The organism is Frigidibacter albus, from assembly GCF_009908165.1.
GTDB classification, from domain to species: domain Bacteria; phylum Pseudomonadota; class Alphaproteobacteria; order Rhodobacterales; family Rhodobacteraceae; genus Frigidibacter; species Frigidibacter albus.
Map to the genome: position 1 here is coordinate 194,484 of NZ_JAAAUC010000003.1, position 17,975 is coordinate 212,458.

Below are 17,975 nucleotides of genomic sequence, written 5' to 3' on the forward strand. Positions count from 1 at the left end.
CCCTTGAGGTGTTGTCAAAGCGGGGCCGCCCCTTCGGGCAGCGGTGAAAGCATTAACTGGAGGCATGGAAGACCCGCCCCAGCGAGGCGGGGGCGTTCTGCGCCGCGCGGCGACGGTCGGCCGAAATCAGCACCAGCACAAGGATGGTGATCAGGTAGGGCGCCATCGACAGGTATTGCACCGGGATCGCCACCCCGGCCGCCTGCAGGTTCAGCTGCAGCACGGTGACCCCGCCGAAAAGATAGGCCCCCGCCAGCACCCGCCACGGCCGCCAGCTGGCAAAGACCACGATGGCCAGCGCGATCCAGCCGGCGCCGGCGGTCATGCCTTCCGTCCACTGCGGCACGCGCACGAGGCTGAGGTAAGCGCCGCCAAGCCCCGCGCAGGCCCCGCCAAAGGCGATGGCCAGCACCCGCAGCCGTACCACCTTGTAGCCGAGGGCATGGGCGGCATCATGGCTCTCGCCCACGGCCCGCAGCACGAGGCCCGCGCGGGTGAATTTCAGGAACGCCCAGACCGCGGCGATGATCAGGATCGAGACATAGACCATCGGGTCATGGCGCAGCAGCATCGGGCCGATCACCGGAATATCCGACAGCGGCCCGAAATCCATCTTCGGCGTCGGGGGGGGCCGCACGCCGGTATAGCCCTGCCCGATCAGCGCCGAAAACCCGATGCCGAACAGCGTCAGCGCCAGCCCCGTCGCCACCTGATTGGACAGCAGCACCTGCGTCAGGAAGGCAAAGATCAGCGACAGCGCCGCGCCCGCGACCGCCGCCCCGAGGAAGCCCATCAGCGGCGAGCCACTCTCTACCGCCATCGCAAAGCCCGCGATGGCGCCGACGATCATCATGCCTTCCACGCCAAGGTTCAGCACCCCGGCCTTTTCCACCACCAGCTCGCCAATCGCCGCCAGCAGGATCGGGGTCGAGGCCACCATCAAGGAGGCGATCAGCAGGATCGGGTCGATAGAGCCCATCATGCGCCCGCTCCTTTCACAGACTTGCTCCCTACCAGCCGGATGCGGAAATTCGCCAGCACGTCAAAGGCCAGCAGGAAGAACAGCAGCATCCCCTGGAACGCCTGCACCGCCGCGGAGGGCAGGTTCAGCGTCAGCTGCGCCAGCTCTCCGCCAATATAGGTCAGCGCCATCAGCAGCCCCGCCAGCAAGATGCCCACCGGATGCAGCCGGCCCAGAAACGCCACGATGATGGCAGTGAAGCCATAGCCCGAGGCGAAGTCGGTGGTGATCTGCCCGGCCGGGCCCGTCACCTCGAAAAGCCCCGCCAGTCCCGCCAGCGCACCCGATGTGCCAAGGCAGATCGAGGTCAGCAGCACCGGGCTGACACCCGCGAACCGCGCCGCCCGCGGCGCCTCGCCGGCCACCCGGATATGAAATCCCAGGATATGCCGGGTCAGCAGCACATAGGCCGCAACCACCGCCCCAAGCGCCGCAACCCCGCCCCAGTGCATCCCGGTCCCGGCGATCAGCTCGCTGTTGAACGCGGCGGGGTAGTGCTGGAAGTTGCGGCTGCCGGGAAAGCCCATGCCCTCGGGGTTGCGCAGCATCCCGAAGGATGCCGCCGACATGATGTGCTGCGCCACATAGACCAGCATCAGCGACACCAGGATCTCGCTGGTGCCGAAGCGCAGCTTCAGCACCGCCGGGATCATCGCCCACAGGAACCCTCCAAACGCGCCCATCACCACCATGGCCGGGAACAGCAGCACGCTGTCCGTCGGGTAGAATGCCAGCCCCGTCGCCGCGCCGAAGAGGGCGCCCATCATGTATTGCCCCTCGGCCCCGATGTTCCAGACCTGCGCCTTGAACCCCAGGCTCAGGCCGATGGCGATCAGGATCAGCGGCCCGGCCTTGACCAGCAGCTGCGGGCGCGAATAGCTGGCGAACTCGCCGAACAGCGGGTCCCAGAAGATGGTGCGGATCGCCTCGACCGGCGCCTTGCCAAGCGCCGCGAACAGCAGCCCGCCCGCGATCATCGTGGCGATCACCGCCAGCACCGGCGTCGCCGCCGTCCACAGCCGCGAGGGGGCGGGGCGCCGTTCAAGCTTCAGCATCGGCGGCCTCCGCATGCAGCACATCCGCCGCGCCCGCTTCGGGCACATGCATCCCGTGCGCGCCGCCCATCATCAGCCCGACCTGTTCCATCGTCAGCCCCTGCACCGGGCGCGGCGCCGACAGCCGCCCCTCGTTCAGCGCCGCGAACCGGTCGGCGATCTCCATCAGCTCGTCCAGATCCTGGCTGATCACCACCACCGCCGCCCCCGCCGCCGCCCGGTCGAGGATCACCTGCCGGATCGAGGCCGCGGCCGAGGCATCGACGCCCCAGGTCGGCTGGTTGATGACGATCACCGCCGGTTCCTGGCTCAGTTCGCGCCCGATCACGAATTTCTGCAGGTTCCCGCCCGACAGCGCCCGCGCCGCAACATGGGTGCCGGGGGTGCGCACGTCGTACTCCTTGACCACGCCTTCCGCAAAGTGCCGCGTCGCCGCCCAGTCGATGAAGCCGCGCCTGACCAGCCCCATGCGGACCCAGCCCGACAGCAGCGCGTTTTCCACCAGGCTCATCCCCGGCGCCGCCGCATGGCCCAGTCTCTCCTCGGGCGCGACCACGAAGCCCGCGCGCCGCCGGTCATTCGGGCCCTTGTCGCCCAGATCGACCCCCGCCGCCCGCACCATGCCCGGCGCCGATTTCAGCTCGCCCGACAGCGCCAGCAGCAATTCGTCCTGCCCGTTGCCCGCAACCCCGGCGATCCCCAGCACCTCGCCCCGCGCCACGGTGAAGCCGATGCCCTTCAGCGAGGTGCCGAACGGCATGGGTGAGGCGACCGACAGCCCCGTCACCTCCAGCGCCGGCGCGCCCGCCCAATCCGTCCGCGGCGCCCGCGCCGGCGGGGTCAGCGCCGTGCCCACCATCATCTCGGCCAGATCGCGCGCCGAAACCTCGCGCGGGGTGCAGGTGGCGACCACCTTGCCCCGGCGCAGGATCGTGGCGCTGTCGCACAGGCTGCGGATCTCCTCCAGCTTGTGGCTGATATAAAGGATCGCGGTGCCCTCGGCCGACAGCTGCCGCAGCGTGGCAAACAGGATCTCCACTTCCTGCGGGGTCAGCACCGAGGTCGGCTCGTCCATGATCAGCAGCTTGGGGTCCTGCAACAGGCAGCGGATGATCTCCACCCGCTGGCGTTCCCCCGCCGACAGATCGCCGACCAGCCGCGAGGGGTCCAGCGGCAGCCCGTAAGCCTCGCTGACCGCCCGGATCTTCGCGGCAAGCTCGCGCTGCCGGGGCGGGTGCTCCATGCCAAGCGCGACATTTTCGGCGACGTTCAGCGCCTCGAACAGCGAGAAGTGCTGGAACACCATCGCCACGCCCGCGGCCCGTGCCGCCCGCGGCTCGGTTGGCGCATAGGGCTCGCCCCGCATCCGCATCTCGCCGGAATCAGGCCGCACCAGCCCGTAGATCGCTTTGACCAGCGTGGACTTGCCCGCGCCGTTCTCGCCCAGCAGGGCATGCACCTCGCCCGGCGCGACCGAGAAGGACACGTCGCTATTGGCGACGACGCCCGGATAGGCCTTGGTCAGGCCTCGGATCGTCAGAAGCTGTGCCGTCTCGGTCCCCGTCACTCTGCCCGCCCCCCGGCGCGATCCCTTGCGGTTTTCATCTCGCTCGACCCTTTGAGTAGCGCGGCGGCGACGCCCACGGCAATGGCCTGAGGGTGTTTTCCCAAGGCCGGATCGCCTATTGGGCAGGCAATGCGCAAAATCTGGGCATCGGCGTGGCCAAGCCCGCGCAGCCGGCTGTGGAATCGGGCCCGCTTCGACGCCGATCCGATCAGCCCCGCCGCGGCAAAGCCATGCCCCAGCAGCCTGTGGCAAAGCTCGAGGTCGAGCTGATGCGAGAAGGTCAGGATCAGGTGCTCCGCCTCCCTTGGCGCATGGGCCACAAGCTCCGCCGGGTTCGCCGCCACCAGCTGCGTCACCCCCGCGGGAATCACCTCCGGGAACCGCTCCGCCCCGGTATCCACCCAGGTGATCGCCAGATCCGGCAGCGGCGCCAGCACCGACACCAGCGCCCGGCCCACATGCCCCGCGCCCCAGATCCACAGCCCGCGCGCTGGCTGCGCCGCCCGCTCCACCAGCCAGCTGCCCTCCAGCAGCGGCAGGCGAGGCAGGGCGCCTTGCCCCCGCGCCCGGGCCAGCAGCCGCACCACCGCCAGTGGCATCGCCGAGCCGTCCAGCGCCCGCGCCACCAGCGACCCGGTCCCAAGCTGCGCCAGCCGCGCCGCATCCAGCCGCTCGAAGGCCAGCGTCACCGCCCCGCCGCAGCACTGCCCCAGCGCCGGCCCCAGCGGCACCCGGCTCACGGCGCCCGCCGCACCGCTCGCCAGCAGCTCCCGCGCCCGCAAGCTCGCCTGCCATTCCAGCGTGCCGCCGCCGATCGTGCCCTCCTGCGCGCCCGCGCTCACCAGCATCTCGGCCCCGGCCTCGCGCGGCACCGATCCCGCCGCGCCCGCCACCAGCACCCGCACCAGCGGCCCCAGCCGTTCCACAGCCGCCGCAAGGGCCCCAGCATCAAAGCTCATCGTTGCAAGCCGTCTTGGGCCCCCGGGCCCGCGCCACCGCCGCCAGCACCCGCTCCGGCGTCGCCGGCGCATCCAGCGCCGGATAGTGCGGCCCGCAAGCCGCGCAGGCCGCCGACAGGGCCAGAAACGCCGAGATCCCATGCATGAACGGCGGCTCGCCCACCGCCTTCGACCGGTGAATCGTCTCCTCGCGGTTCGGATGCTGCCACAGGCCCACGTTGAACTGCCCCGGCCGGTCCGAACAGGCCGGGATCTTGTAGGTCGAGGGCGCATGGGTCCGCAGCCGGCCCTTCGCGTCCCAGACCAGCTCCTCGGTCGTCAGCCAGCCCGCGCCCTGCACATAGCCTCCCTCGATCTGGCCCAGATCCAGCGCCGGGTTCAGGCTGGTGCCGCAATCATGCAAGATATCGGCGCGCAGGATCCGGTATTCGCCGGTCAGCGTGTCGATCACCACCTCCGACACCGAGGCGCCATAGGCAAAGTAGAAGAACGGCCGCCCTTGGCCCTTGACCCTATCCCAGGTGATCTTCGGCGTGGCGTAGAACCCCGTCGCCGACAGGCTGACCCGGCCCTGATAGGTCGCGGCCACCGCCTGCTCCCAGGTCAGCTCCTCGGTGCCGACAAAGACCTTGCCCCCGGCAAAATGCACCTCCGCCGCCGTGCCGCCGTGCTTTTCGGCCACGAATGCCGCAATCCGCCCCCGCAACGTATCGCAGGCCGCCTTCACCGCCATCCCGTTCAGATCGGCCCCGGAAGAGGCCGCCGTGGCCGAGGTATTCGGCACCTTGCCCGTATCCGTCGCGGTGATGCGGATGCGCCCATCGTCGATCCCGAACGCCGCTGCCGCCACCTGCGCCACCTTGCGATGCAGTCCTTGCCCCATCTCGGTGCCGCCATGGTTCAGCTGCACCGATCCGTCCTGATAGACATGCACCAGCGCGCCGGCCTGATTGAGGTGGGTCAGCGTGAAGCTGATCCCGAACTTCACCGGCGTCAGCGCGATCCCTTTCTTAAGGATCGCATTTGTGCTGTTCCACTCGGAAATCGCTGCCTGCCTTGCAGCGAAATTGCTGGATTTCTGCAACTCTTCCGTCAGCCCATGCAGGATGAAATCCTCCACCTCCATCCCGTAGGGCGTCGTCTTCTTGCTGGCGGAAATATCCCGGGGGGTCCGGGGGGCTGGCCCCCCGGCCTCCGCCACCGCCCCGCGCGAAGTCAGATCGCGATCCGCCCCCGTCACCTCCGGCTCATCCTGCGTCACCTCCCCGGGGCCCGCCTCCGCCTCCGAAGCCTCCGGGTAATAATTCGCCCGCCGCACCGCCAGCGGATTGAGCCCAAGCGTATGGGCCACATGGTCCATCACCCGCTCCACCCCGATCATCCCCTGCGGCCCGCCAAAGCCGCGAAAGGCCGTCGCGCTCTGGGTGTTGGTGCGCAGCCGGTGGCTCTCGATCCGCACCGCCGGCAGCCAATAGGCATTGTCGGCATGCAGCATCGCCCGGTCCGCGACCGGCAGCGACAGGTCCATCGACCAGCCGCAGCGCACCAGATGCGTCACTTCCAGCCCCAAGACACGCCCGTCGGTATCCACGCCCGCGCGATAACGGATGCGGAAATCGTGGCGCTTGCCGGTGATCATCATGTCATCGTCGCGGTCATAGCGCATCTTGCAAGGAAGCCCGGTCCGCGCCGCGGCCACTGCGCAAGCCACGGCCAGCGCATTGCCCTGGCTCTCCTTGCCGCCAAAGCCCCCGCCCATCCGCCGCATCTCGACCCGCACCGCATGCATCGGCAGGTCCAGCGCTTCGGCCACCTTGTGCTGGATCTCGGTCGGATGCTGGGTGGAACTGTAGACGACCGCGCCATCCTCCTGCGGCAGCACCAGCGCGGCTTGCCCCTCCAGATAGAAATGCTCCTGCCCGCCGATCTCGAAACTGCCCTCGACCACCCTCTCGGCCCCGGCAATCGCCTCAGCTGCATCGCCCCGCGCCCAGATCACCGGCCCGCCCTCGAAGCGACTGCCCGCCGCCAGCGCGTCCTCCACCGTCAGGATCGCCGGCCGCTCGTCATAGCTGATGCGCCCCAGCCGCGCCGCCCTGCGCGCTGCCAGATGGCTCTCCGCCACCACCACGAAGACCGGCTGGCCAAGGTAATGCACCTCGCCCACCGCCAGCAGCGGCTCGTCATGCAGGCTGGGCGAGCAATCCGGCATCACCGCGAAATCCGCCGCGGAATAGACCGCGACCACCCCCGGCGCGGCGCGCACCGCCTCAAGGTCGATGGCGGTAATCATCCCGCGCGCCACGCTCGACATGCCGAACGCCAGATGCAGGCACCCCGCCGGCACCGGCAGGTCATCGACATAGCGCGCCTGCCCGGTGACATGCAGCCCGGCCGACTCGTGCGGGAGAGAGGAGGAAACACTCATGCCCGCACCTCCAGCACCGAGACCGCATCCCCGGCGATGTCATGGAAATACCGCAGCAACAGGTTCTGCGCCGTGGCCAGCCGATACCCCGCACTCGCCCGCATATCACTGAGCGGCGCGAAGTCCGTCGCAAAGGCGGGCAGCGCCGCCTCCACCGTCTCAAGGCTCCACTCGCGTCCAACCAACGCCGCCTCCACCGCCGCCGCCCGCTTCGGCACACCCGCCATGCCGCCGAACGCGATCCGGGCGCATGTGATTTTCCCACCTTCGCGCACCAGATGGAAGCAGCCACAAACCGCCGAGATATCCTGATCGAACCTTTTCGACAGTTTGTAGCAGCGCAGCCCCGGCGCGGCATCCGGCACCGTCACCGCCTCGACAAACTCTCCCGGCAGCCGGTCCTGCTTGCGATAGTCGAGGAAAAACGCCTCCAGCGGCATCTCGCGCCGCTCCTCGCCCCGGCGCAGGTGCAACACCGCCCCCATCGCGATCAGCGCCGGTGGCGCATCGCCAATCGGCGAGCCATTGGCGATATTGCCGCCGATGGTCGCCGCCGCCCGGATCTGCTCGCTGGCAAAGCGCCGCAGCAGTTCGGCAAAGGCCGGGTGCGGCCCCTCCATCGCCTCGCGCAGCGCCGCAATCGTCACCCCCGCGCCGATGCGCAGCCCGCCCGGCACCGGCTCGATCCGCTGCAGATCGCGCGCGGCGTGCAAAAGCGCCACCGGCCCCAGCGGCCGCAGCTCTTTCGTCACCCACAGTCCCACATCGGTCGCCCCGGCGATCAGCGTCCCCTCCGGATGCTCCAGACACCATGCCGCCAGCGCATCGCTGCTGGCCGGGGCATAGGGCGCCGGCCCCTCCACATCAAAACTATCCCGCATCCACTCCGGCACCGGTGCCGCTTCCGCCGCCTCCGCCGCTCGGATGATCGGTGCATAGCCGGTGCAGCGGCAGAGGTTCCCTGCCAGCACATCATCGTGGTCATGCCGCCCGTTCAGGTGCCCCACCGCCATCGACGCCACGAACCCCGGCGTGCAGAACCCGCACTGGCTGCCGTGGTGATCGACCATTGCCTGCTGCACCGGATGCAGCGCGCCGCCCGGCCCGGCGATCCCCTCCACCGTGCGCACCGCGCGCCCGTGCAGCTGCGGCAGCAGCAGGATGCAGGCGTTGAGCGCCCGCACCCCGGAGGCGTCCGTCACCATCACCGTGCAGGCCCCGCAATCGCCCTCGTTGCAGCCCTCCTTGGTGCCCTTCAGCCCGCGATCCTCGCGCAGCCAGTCCAGCAAGGTGCGCGCAGGGTCCGCGGCCGAGGCCCGGACCGGCGTTCCGTTCAGCAGAAACGCGATCTCCGTCATTCGTGAAAAACCTGCCGCTGTCTCCATGGCTTGGGCTGTGGCGCGCCCGCCCGATGCGGCGGAAAGCGGGGCGCGCGCCCTGTTCGCTGCCCTCCACACAATCGCGGGGGCCGGCGCTTGGCAAGCGTTTTCGCGGCCTTCCGCCCGGCGCGCCCAAAGGCTAGGCTGGCACGATGACCAAAGCCCCCCGATTCATCCATCTGCGCGTCCATACCGAATATTCGCTGCTGGAAGGCGCGGTGCCGGTCAAGAAGCTGATCGCCGCCGCCACCAGCATGGCGATGCCGGCCGTAGCGGTGACCGACACCAACAACCTCTTCGCCGCGCTGGAATTTTCGGTGCTGGCCAAGGGCGCGGGGCTGCAGCCCATCGTCGGCTGCCAGGTCGATCTGGCCTATGATCCGCCGCAACCCGGGGAGCGTCCGCGCCGCCCCGCGCCCGTAGTGCTGCTGGTGCAGACCGAGGCGGGCTATCGCAACCTGATGAAGCTGAACAGCCGCCTCTACCTCGACAAGACGGGGGAGGTGCCGCAGCTGACGACCGACCAGCTGGCCGCCCACTCCGAAGGCCTCATCTGCCTCTCCGGCGGCCCCGATGGCCCCATCGGCCGCCTGCTTCAGGCCGGCCAGCACGCCAGGGCCGAGGCCTTCCTGGCCCGACTCGCCGCGATCTACCCGGGCCGGCTCTATGTCGAGCTGCAACGCCATCCCGGCGAGGGCGGCCAACTGCCCGAGGCGGAACGGCTGACCGAGCGCGGCCATGTCGAGATGGCCTATGCGATGGGCCTGCCGCTGGTCGCCACCAACGATGTCTATTTCCCCAAGGCTTCGATGTATGAGGCGCATGACGCGCTGATCTGCATCGCGGATGGCGCCTATGTCGACCAGCAGGAACCCCGCCGCCGCCTGACCCCGCAGCATTACCTGAAGACACCCGATGAAATGGCGGCGCTGTTCGCCGACCTGCCCGAGGCGCTGGAAAGCACGGTGGAAATCGCCCGCCGCTGCGCCTTTGCGGTGAAGAAGCACCCGCCGATCCTGCCGCGCTTTGCCGATGACGAGGTGGAAGAACTCCGCCGCCAAGCCCGCGAAGGCCTCGCCGCCCGCCTTGCCGTGATCCCGCATTCGGTGCCGGTGCCGGATTATGAGGCGCGGCTGGAATTCGAGCTGGGGATCATCGAGCAGATGGGTTTCCCCGGCTATTTCCTGATCGTGGCCGATTTCATCAAATGGGCCAAGGGCCAGGGCATCCCCGTCGGCCCCGGCCGCGGCTCGGGCGCGGGCAGCCTTGTCGCCTATGCGCTGACCATCACCGACCTCGACCCCCTGCGCTACTCGCTGCTGTTCGAGCGGTTCCTGAACCCAGAACGGGTCTCGATGCCAGACTTCGACATCGACTTCTGCATGGATCGCCGCGAAGAGGTGATCCGCTACGTGCAGGGCAAATACGGGCGCGAGAAGGTGGGCCAGATCATCACCTTCGGTGCGCTGCTGTCCAAGGCCGCGGTCCGCGACGTGGGCCGGGTGCTGCAGATGTCCTACGGGCAGGTGGACCGGCTGTCGAAGATGATCCCGGTCGAAGGCGTCAAACCCGTCAGCATCGAGAAGGCGCTGGCCGATGAGCCGCGCCTGCGCGAAGCCGCCAAGGCCGAGGAGGTGGTGGCCCGCCTGCTGGACTACGCCAAGGCGGTCGAGGGCCTCTTGCGCAACGCCTCCACCCATGCCGCCGGCGTGGTGATCGGCGACCGCCCGCTGGATGAGCTGGTGCCGCTCTATCAAGACCCCCGCTCCGACATGCCCGCCACCCAGTTCAACATGAAATGGGTCGAGGCTGCGGGGCTGGTGAAGTTCGACTTCCTCGGCCTGAAGACGCTGACCGTGATCCGCAACGCCATCGACCTGATCCTCGGCGGCGGCGGCCAGCTGCACATCGCCGCGGATGGCCGCAAGCTCTATGACCCGGCCCCCGGCGCCGAGAATGACATCGGCCACATCCCCCTCGATGACGTGCCCAGCTACGAGCTCTACGCCGCCGCCCGCACCGTCGCCGTGTTCCAGGTGGAAAGCTCGGGCATGATGGACGCCCTGCGCCGCATGAAGCCGACCTGCATCGAGGATATCGTCGCCCTCGTCGCGCTCTACCGCCCCGGCCCGATGGAGAATATCCCGACCTATTGCGACGTGAAGAACGGCGCCAAGGCGCTGGAATCCATCCATCCCACCATCGATTCCATCCTTGCCGAAACCCAGGGCATCATCGTCTATCAGGAACAGGTGATGCAGATCGCGCAGGTCATGGCCGGCTACAGCCTCGGCGGCGCCGACCTTCTGCGCCGTGCCATGGGCAAGAAGATCGCCGAGGAGATGGCCAAGGAACGCCCCAAGTTTCTCAACGGCGCAAAGGCCACCCACAATATCGACGCGAAGAAGGCCGGCGAGGTCTTTGACCTTCTGGAGAAATTCGCCAATTACGGCTTCAACAAATCCCACGCCGCCGCCTATGCCGTGGTCAGCTACCAGACCGCCTGGCTGAAGGCGAACCACCCGGTCGAGTTCATGGCCGCGGTGATGAACTGCGATATCCACCTCACCGACAAGCTGGCGATCTACAAGCGCGAGGTGGACCGGATGGGCCTCACCACCGAACCGCCCTGCGTCAACCGCAGCCTCGCCACCTTCGCGGTATCCGAGGGGCGCATCCTCTACGCCCTCGGCGCGCTGAAGAACGTCGGCGTCGAGGCGATGAAGATGATCGTGGACGCCCGTCAGGGCCGCCCCTATGCCAGCCTCTTCGACCTCGCCCGCCGGGTGGACCTCAAGCGCGTCGGCAAGCGCTCGCTCGAAATGCTTGCCCGTGCCGGCGCCTTCGACCGGCTCGACCCCAACCGCCGCCGGGTCTTCGACAGCCTCGACGCGCTCGCCAGCTATTCCGCCGCGGTGCATGAGGCGGCATCGTCCGCCCAGGTCTCGCTGTTCGGGGCAGGGGGGGACGACCTGCCCGAACCGCGCCTCGCCCCCGGCGATGACTGGCTGCCGGTGGAGCGGCTGGCGCAGGAGCATGGCGCCGTCGGCTTCTACCTCTCCGGCCACCCGCTTGACGATTACATGCCCGCGCTGAAGCGCCGCGACGTCAAGACCCTGACCGAACTGACCCGCGCCGCCCAGAACGGCCCGATCCTCGCCAAGATCGCCGGCAACGTGTCGTCCCGGCAGGAGCGCAAATCGGCCAAGGGCAACCGCTTCGCCTTCGTCCAGCTGTCGGACCCGACCGGCCTCTACGAGGTCACCGTCTTCTCCGACACGCTCGAGGCTGCGCGCCAATATCTCGAACCCGGCCTCGCCGTGGTGCTGACGGTCGAGGCGACGCTGGAGGGCGAGACGCTGAAGCTGCTGGCCCGCAAGGCCGAACCTGTCGATGCCGTCGCGGCCGAGGCCGGCAGCTCCGGCCTGCGCATCCATCTGGGGGCAGAGGCCGCCATCGCCTCCGTCGCCGCGCTCTTCGACCGCATCAGGAACGATCCGAAAACCCGCACCGCCCGCGGCCCGGTCAGCTTCTGCGTCACCGATCCCGAGACGGGGGCCGAGGTGGAAATCACCCTGCCGGGCCAGTTGCCGGTCAACCCGCAGATCAAGGGCGCGCTGAAGGCCATCGGCGGCGTGGTCGCGGTGGAGGAGATCTAGCGCTTCTTCAGCCGCCGCGAGAACACCTGCGCCACCGTCACCGCCAGCACGATCCGCAGCACATGGTGGGTGGTGACGTAGAGCACGCTGATTTGCAGCGACAGCGCGATCAGGCTCATCTCGGCCAGCCCGCCCGGCGCAAAGGCCAGGAACACTGCCGCCCGCGGCTCATGCACCAGCGGCGCCAGCCCCACCGCGATCAGCCCCGCCAGCGCCATGGTCAGCGCCACGTTCAGGGCCGCCAGCCGCAGCGCCACCACAAAGGCCCGCGGCGCCACCCCGGCAAAGCGCACCCCCAGCGTGGTGCCGATCACCACCTGCGTCACCCCGATCAGCCATCCGGGCGGCAGTGCCGCGGTCAGCCCCGCCAGATGCGCCGCCCCGGACATCAGCACCGGCCCGGTGATGATCCCTGCCGGAATCCGCGTCCGCCGCCCCAGCACCGCGCCGATCACGCCAGCGGCCAGCAGGATCCCCACATCCTGCAACCCCGGAACCTCCCGCGCCCCCATGCTGGCGCCGCCGGCCGAGCCCACGGCATGGCCGGTCATCCAGGCAAAGAAGATCGGCACCAGCACGATGGTCAGGATCAGCCGCATGAATTGCAGCATGGTCAGCATCGGCACGTCGGCGCCCATCTCCTCGCCCATCTGCACCGTCTCCAGCAGGCCCCCTGGCGCGGTGCCGAAAAACGCCGTCACCGGGTCCAGCTGCCCGGTGGCGCTCAGCGCCTTGAAGCCGATCCAATGCGCCACCGGGATGAACAGCGCCAGCGCCACCAGCGACGGCCACCACAAGGCTGCCTCGCGCAGGATGTCCGGCGTGAACGCCCCGCCGATGGCCACCCCGATCACCGGCACGAAGACCAGCCGCACATCCTGCGGCAAGGCCGGAAGGCGCCCCGCCAGCTTCACGCCGAAGACCGAGGCCGCACCCACCGCCAGCAGCGATCCCAGCAGCAGCGCCAGCGGCACATGCGCCGCCTGCGCCACAAGCCCCCCCGCCGTGCCAAGCGCTAGCGTCAGCAGCACGGTCGGCAGATGCACCTCGGTGCGTCCGATGTGAAAGGTCAGGGGCATTCGCGCACTCGGGGTCAGGCTGCGTCAGAAGGGCAGGTCAGGCACTGCCCTCTTGTCGCGGTTGTGGCACCTCCCCCCGGCCGGTGCAACCCGCGGGGGCGCCAAGGCTCTCCCGCGCCCGCGCGCCCTTGCCGGGACTCGCGGCCGCGCCTTCAGCCAGCGCCCGCCTCCCGGCCCCGTCATCCCCTCCTCGGGCGAGAGTCCCCCACCCGGCAGACAGGCGCTGCCCGCTGGCGGCGCAGGCCAAACGCTTCCCCAGCCACGCGCCTCCCCAGCGGGCCGAGGCACCAGCGATCTCGACAACCGCTCCCCTCCCCCTTCTTGCTGGCGCAAATATCCTCGGGGGGTCCGGGGGGCAGACGGCCCCCCGGCTTCCACCAGACCAGCGCCCCCCTCACCCATCGCCGCCCCCCATTCGTTCTGGTCAAAATACCCTCGGGAGGCGCGGGGGGGCGGAAGGCCCCCCGCCTCTTCGCGCGAACGGGCAGACGGCCCCCGTCTTTGCCAAAGCCGCCCCCCTCACCAATGCGGCGGCCGCTGATCCGCCAGCGGGATCGTCCCGCCGCCCTCCGTCTCGCGTTCCGCTTCGCGCTGCATCAGCATCGCCACCCGGCGGGTCAGCGCGTCGATCTCGCGCTGCTGCCGCGCCACCACCTCCGACAGTTCGTCCACCGCGCGGGTCAGATGCGCGATCGCCTCTTCACTGGCCTGAAGCCTCGGTTCAATAGCCATCCCGGCCCCCATGTCCTACTGTTTCACTTTACATACGGTATCCGCATGGGTTCTGCATGCTTTCCATATCGCCCGCAAACCCTCGCCGCTTGTCCCGCGCCCGCCCATCCGCTACACCCCCGCCCGACAGCAAGCGAGGCGATGATGGCCAAGGACAAAGCCCCCCGCAGACCGCGCGCGGAATCCCCCAAGGGCTTCCGCGACTATTTCGGCGCCGAGGTGACCGAACGCAAGGCGATGCTCGATGCCATCGCCGAGGTCTATCACCGCTATGGCTTTGATCCGCTTGAAACTTCCGCCGTGGAAACGGTCGGGGCGCTTGGCAAGTTCCTCCCCGATATCGACCGCCCCAACGAGGGCGTCTTCGCCTGGCAAGAGGATGCGGAAGGCGACAAGCCGGGCGACTGGCTTGCCCTGCGCTATGACCTGACGGCCCCGCTCGCCCGCGTCGCCGCACAATACCGCAACGACATCCCCAGCCCCTACCGCCGCTACGCGATGGGCCCGGTCTGGCGCAACGAAAAGCCGGGGCCGGGGCGGTTTCGTCAATTCTATCAATGTGATGCAGACACCGTCGGGTCGGGCAGCGTCGCCGCCGACGCCGAGATCTGCGCCATGCTCGCCGACACGCTCGAAGCCGTCGGCATCCCCCGCGGCGACTACATCGTGCGGGTGAACAACCGCAAGGTGCTGAACGGGGTGATGGAGGTGGCGGGTGTCCTCGATCCCACTGATCCCGAACGCTTTTTCGCCGAACGCGGCATCGTCCTGCGCGCCATCGACAAGCTGGATCGCCTGGGCACAGACGGCGTCCGCGCCCTCCTCGGCGAAGGCCGCAAGGACGAGTCCGGCGACTTCACCAAGGGCGCCGGCCTCTCCCCCGATCAGGCCGAGGTGGTGATGGGCTTCATGTCCGCCAAGCGCGAGACCGGCGCCGCCACCGTTGCCCGCCTGCACGAGCTCGCGGGTGGCTCCGCCATCGGGCTCGAAGGTGTGCAAGAGCTTGAAATGATTTCTGAACTCCTCGCGGCACAGGGCTATGGCCCGGACCGGGTAGAGATCGACCCCTCCGTCGTCCGCGGCCTCGGCTACTACACCGGCCCGGTGTTCGAGGCCGAATTGACCTTTGAAATCCTTGACGAAAAAGGCCGCAAGCGCCAGTTCGGCTCCGTCGCCGGCGGCGGTCGCTATGACGACCTGGTCAAGCGATTCACCGGCCAGTCGGTGCCCGCCACCGGCGTCTCCATCGGCGTGGACCGCCTGCTCGCCGCCCTGCAAGCCAAGGGCCGCGCCGGTGACGCAAGCGCCGGCCCGGTGGTCGTGACGGTGATGGACCGCGAGCGCATGGCCGATTACCTCGCGATGGCCGGCGACCTGCGCCGCGCCGGGATCCGCGCCGAGGTCTATCTCGGCAACCCCAAGAACTTCGGCAACCAGTTGAAATACGCCGACAAACGCGGCTCCCCGGTCGCGGTGATCCAGGGCGGCGACGAGGCGGGCCGCGGCACGGTGGTGCTGAAGGACCTGATCCTCGGCGCCCGCATCGCCGAAGGCGCGAGCCTCGAGGAATGGAAGGCCCGCCCCGCGCAGCAAGAAGTGCCCCGCGCCGATCTGGTCGCCGCCGTCCGGGCGATGCTGGAGCAGGGCTGATGTCCCCGGATAAAGCGGAAGCCCGCGCCACCGGCCAGCGCCTGCTCGCCGCCTTCCGCGAGGCCGGCGCCGCCGAGGTCGAGGCCGACATCCTGCAGCCGGCCGAGGTGCTGCTGGACCTCTACGGCGAGGATATCCGCGCCCGCGCCTTCGTCACCCAGGACCCCCTGCGCGGCGAGATGATGCTGCGCCCCGACTTCACCGTGCCGGTGGTGCAGATGCACATGGCGAACGGTGCCGACCCGGCCCGCTACTGCTATTTCGGCGAGGTGTTCCGCAAGCAAGGCCACCGCGGCCCCCGCGCGCCCGAGTATTTCCAGGTCGGCTATGAGGTTTTCGCGCGGGACGATGCCCCCGCCGCCGATGCCGAGGTGTTCGCGCTCATCGCCGGTCTGCTGGCCCCGCTGGGGCTGCGCGCGGCCATCGGCGATATCGGCATCCTGATGGCGGCGGTGGGCGGGCTGAACACTCTCCCTGGCCGCAAGGCGGCCCTCCTGCGCCATATCTGGCGCCCCCGCCGCTTCCATGCGCTGCTGGACCGGTTCGGCGGCAAGGCCCCCGTGCCGGCCGCCCGCGCCGACCTTCTCGCCCGCATCGCCGCAGGCACGGCAGACATCGATGCCCCGCTGATCGGCTTGCGCTCGGCCGCCGAGATCGAATCTCGCCTCGCCGCCCTCGCCGAAGACGCCGCCGCCCCGCCGATTGCCACCGCGGAAGTCGCCCTGCTCAACGCCCTCTTCGACCTCGCCGCCCCGGCCCCCGAGGCGCTCTCGCGCCTCCAGGACCTTGCCCGGGAGATGCCCGCCATCGCCCCCGCCGTCGCCGGCCTCGCCCGCCGTCTCGACGCGATGGCCACCCGCGGCGTCGATGTGGCCGCGCTGGCGTTCGAGGCAAGCCACGGCCGCAGCACCATGGAATATTACGACGGTTTCGTCTTCAGTGTCCGCGCTGCCGACCCCGCGCTGCCCCCCGTCGCCTCGGGTGGGCGCTATGACGCGCTGACCCGGGTGCTGGGGCGGGGCGGCGGCCGCTCCATCCCCGCCGTGGGCGGGGTGATCCGGCCGGGGCTGGTGGCCAGCCTTGAAGCCAGTCTGGAGGCGCAAGCATGCTGAAGCTCGGGGTGCCCTCCAAGGGCCGGCTGATGGAACAGACCTTCGAGTGGTTCGGCGCCCGCGGCCTGACGCTGGCCCGCACCGGATCTGACCGGGAATATGCCGGCGCGGTGATGGGTTGCGAGGGCGTGGAGCTGGTGCTGCTGTCGGCGGGCGAGATCCCGCGCGAGCTGGCCGCCGGGCGCATCCACCTTGGTGTCACCGGCTCCGACCTTGTGCGCGACCGTCTGGCCGACTGGCCCGATCAGGTCGCCGAACTCGCCGCGCTCGGCTTCGGCCATGCCGACCTGATCCTCGCTGTGCCGGCCTGCTGGGTGGATGTCGAAACGCTGGACGATCTTGACGCCGCCGCCGCCGCCTTCCGCCGCGCGCATGGCTTCCGGCTGCGCATCGCCACCAAATATCACCGTCTGGTGCGGGAATTCCTGCAAGACCAGGGCGTTGCCGATTACCAGCTGGTCGACAGCCAGGGCGCGACCGAGGGCACCGTCAAGAACCTGACCGCCGAGGCCATCGCCGACATCACCTCCAGCGGCGAGACGCTGCGCGCCAACCACCTCAGGATCCTGACCGGCGGCCTGATCCACGAAAGCCAGGCCATGCTCTTCGCCGCCCGCGGCGCCGACTGGACCAATGGTGCCAGCGAGGTGCTGGACCACCTTCTGCCGGTGCTTGGCCTGACCCGCCCGCAGGGGCTCTGACCCCCTCGGTCTTTGCCTTTTCCAAATATCCTGCAGGGGGTCCGGGGGACGCAAAGTCCCCCGGTGCTGGCCGGCGGCGCAGGAGGGGGCTGTCTGCCCCCTCTTGGCCTGCGGCCAATTCACCCCCGAGGATACTTGGAAAAGGCAAAGCGGGGCGGGCGTTCTCAGCGCAGTCCGATCTCGGCAAGTGCCTGCAGCAACTCGCGCGGCAGCGGCTCCTCGCGCCCGCGGCCCTTGGGCAGGTCGCGCGGACTGTCGGCGGGGGCCATGTAGCGCCAGCCCTGGAAGGGGCGCTTGGGCATCGGTTCGGTGCGGATCACCTCGGGGTCCATCACGAGGGCGCAGCGGGCGATGCCATCGGCGCCGGTCCGCGGCTCCAGCGCCAAGATCCGCTGCCGGGCCAGCACCGCGCCCTTGAACACCCAGTAGAGCGAGCCGCCCGCCAGAATCTCGTCGGCGCGCTTGGGCCACATCCTGGTGACATGCACCGGATTGTCGCTGCCGAAGCGCGCTTTCTGCCAGGCCAGCAGGTCTTCCACCGCTTCCGCGCCGACGCAGAGCTTTACGAGATTTATGTGATCGGTCACGCGGCACCCCCAACACCGGGTATATAGGCGAGCCTGCAACGTCGGC

At 69.4% G+C, this 17,975-nt stretch carries 13 protein-coding genes; 4 read left to right on the forward strand and 9 right to left on the reverse strand.

What is annotated here, in order from left to right; all coding sequences use genetic code 11:
* Positions 1-52: 52 nt before the first annotated feature.
* From GVY41_RS05935 to xdhA, 6 genes are read right to left on the reverse strand one after another with little or no spacing between them, the layout of a single operon-like run.
* The gene (locus GVY41_RS05935) at positions 53-982 is read right to left on the reverse strand and encodes an ABC transporter permease (RefSeq protein WP_229725955.1); all 930 of its coding nucleotides are present in this window, start codon (positions 980-982) and stop codon (positions 53-55) included.
* Entirely contained in the window at positions 979-2,076 is a 1,098-nt protein-coding gene (locus GVY41_RS05940) for an ABC transporter permease (RefSeq protein ID WP_161344448.1), read from the reverse strand. The genes GVY41_RS05935 and GVY41_RS05940 overlap by 4 nt, the downstream gene beginning before the upstream one ends.
* The gene (locus tag GVY41_RS05945; protein WP_161344446.1) at positions 2,063-3,643 is read right to left on the reverse strand and encodes an ABC transporter ATP-binding protein; all 1,581 of its coding nucleotides are present in this window, start codon (positions 3,641-3,643) and stop codon (positions 2,063-2,065) included. Before GVY41_RS05945 ends, GVY41_RS05940 begins: the two co-directional genes overlap by 14 nt.
* Entirely contained in the window at positions 3,640-4,602 is a 963-nt protein-coding gene (gene xdhC / locus GVY41_RS05950; protein ID WP_161344444.1) for a xanthine dehydrogenase accessory protein XdhC, read from the reverse strand. Before xdhC ends, GVY41_RS05945 begins: the two co-directional genes overlap by 4 nt.
* Positions 4,592-7,030, reverse strand: coding sequence for a xanthine dehydrogenase molybdopterin binding subunit (gene xdhB, locus GVY41_RS05955; RefSeq protein ID WP_161344442.1), 2,439 nt, complete (start codon positions 7,028-7,030; stop codon positions 4,592-4,594). The genes xdhC and xdhB overlap by 11 nt, the downstream gene beginning before the upstream one ends.
* Entirely contained in the window at positions 7,027-8,388 is a 1,362-nt protein-coding gene (gene xdhA / locus GVY41_RS05960) for a xanthine dehydrogenase small subunit (RefSeq protein WP_161344440.1), read from the reverse strand. Before xdhA ends, xdhB begins: the two co-directional genes overlap by 4 nt.
* 173 nt (positions 8,389-8,561) lie before the next feature.
* On the opposite strand from xdhA, the gene dnaE reads away from it, so the two are divergent.
* Positions 8,562-12,068 carry a DNA polymerase III subunit alpha gene (gene dnaE, locus GVY41_RS05965; protein WP_161344438.1) on the forward strand — a complete coding sequence of 1,169 codons (3,507 nt, stop codon included), beginning with the start codon at positions 8,562-8,564 and terminating at the stop codon, positions 12,066-12,068.
* Here dnaE and GVY41_RS05970 read toward each other — a convergent pair.
* Together GVY41_RS05970 and GVY41_RS05975 are read right to left on the reverse strand one after the other, a co-directional pair.
* A complete protein-coding gene (locus GVY41_RS05970) occupies positions 12,065-13,147 on the reverse strand; it encodes an AbrB family transcriptional regulator (protein WP_161344436.1) in 1,083 nt (360 codons plus the stop codon). The genes dnaE and GVY41_RS05970 overlap by 4 nt on opposite strands.
* A gap of 519 nt (positions 13,148-13,666) precedes the next feature.
* The gene (locus tag GVY41_RS05975) at positions 13,667-13,879 is read right to left on the reverse strand and encodes a SlyX family protein (RefSeq protein ID WP_161344434.1); all 213 of its coding nucleotides are present in this window, start codon (positions 13,877-13,879) and stop codon (positions 13,667-13,669) included.
* 144 nt (positions 13,880-14,023) lie between these two features.
* On the opposite strand from GVY41_RS05975, the gene hisS reads away from it, so the two are divergent.
* The 3 genes from hisS to hisG are packed head-to-tail and all read left to right on the forward strand — an operon-like array spanning position 14,024 to position 17,342.
* The gene (gene hisS, locus GVY41_RS05980) at positions 14,024-15,529 is read left to right on the forward strand and encodes a histidine--tRNA ligase (protein WP_161344432.1); all 1,506 of its coding nucleotides are present in this window, start codon (positions 14,024-14,026) and stop codon (positions 15,527-15,529) included.
* Positions 15,529-16,641: an ATP phosphoribosyltransferase regulatory subunit gene (locus GVY41_RS05985; RefSeq protein ID WP_161344430.1), complete on the forward strand. Its 1,113-nt coding sequence runs from the start codon at positions 15,529-15,531 to the stop codon at positions 16,639-16,641. The genes hisS and GVY41_RS05985 overlap by 1 nt, the downstream gene beginning before the upstream one ends.
* Positions 16,635-17,342, forward strand: a complete 708-nt coding sequence (gene hisG, locus GVY41_RS05990; RefSeq protein ID WP_161344428.1) for an ATP phosphoribosyltransferase — start codon at positions 16,635-16,637, stop codon at positions 17,340-17,342. Before GVY41_RS05985 ends, hisG begins: the two co-directional genes overlap by 7 nt.
* Before the next feature lie 164 nt (positions 17,343-17,506).
* On the opposite strand, the gene GVY41_RS20285 is transcribed toward hisG, so the two are convergent.
* Complete coding sequence (locus GVY41_RS20285) at positions 17,507-17,929, reverse strand: DUF1489 family protein (RefSeq protein ID WP_161344426.1); 423 nt, start codon at positions 17,927-17,929, stop codon at positions 17,507-17,509.
* Positions 17,930-17,975: the final 46 nt, after the last annotated feature.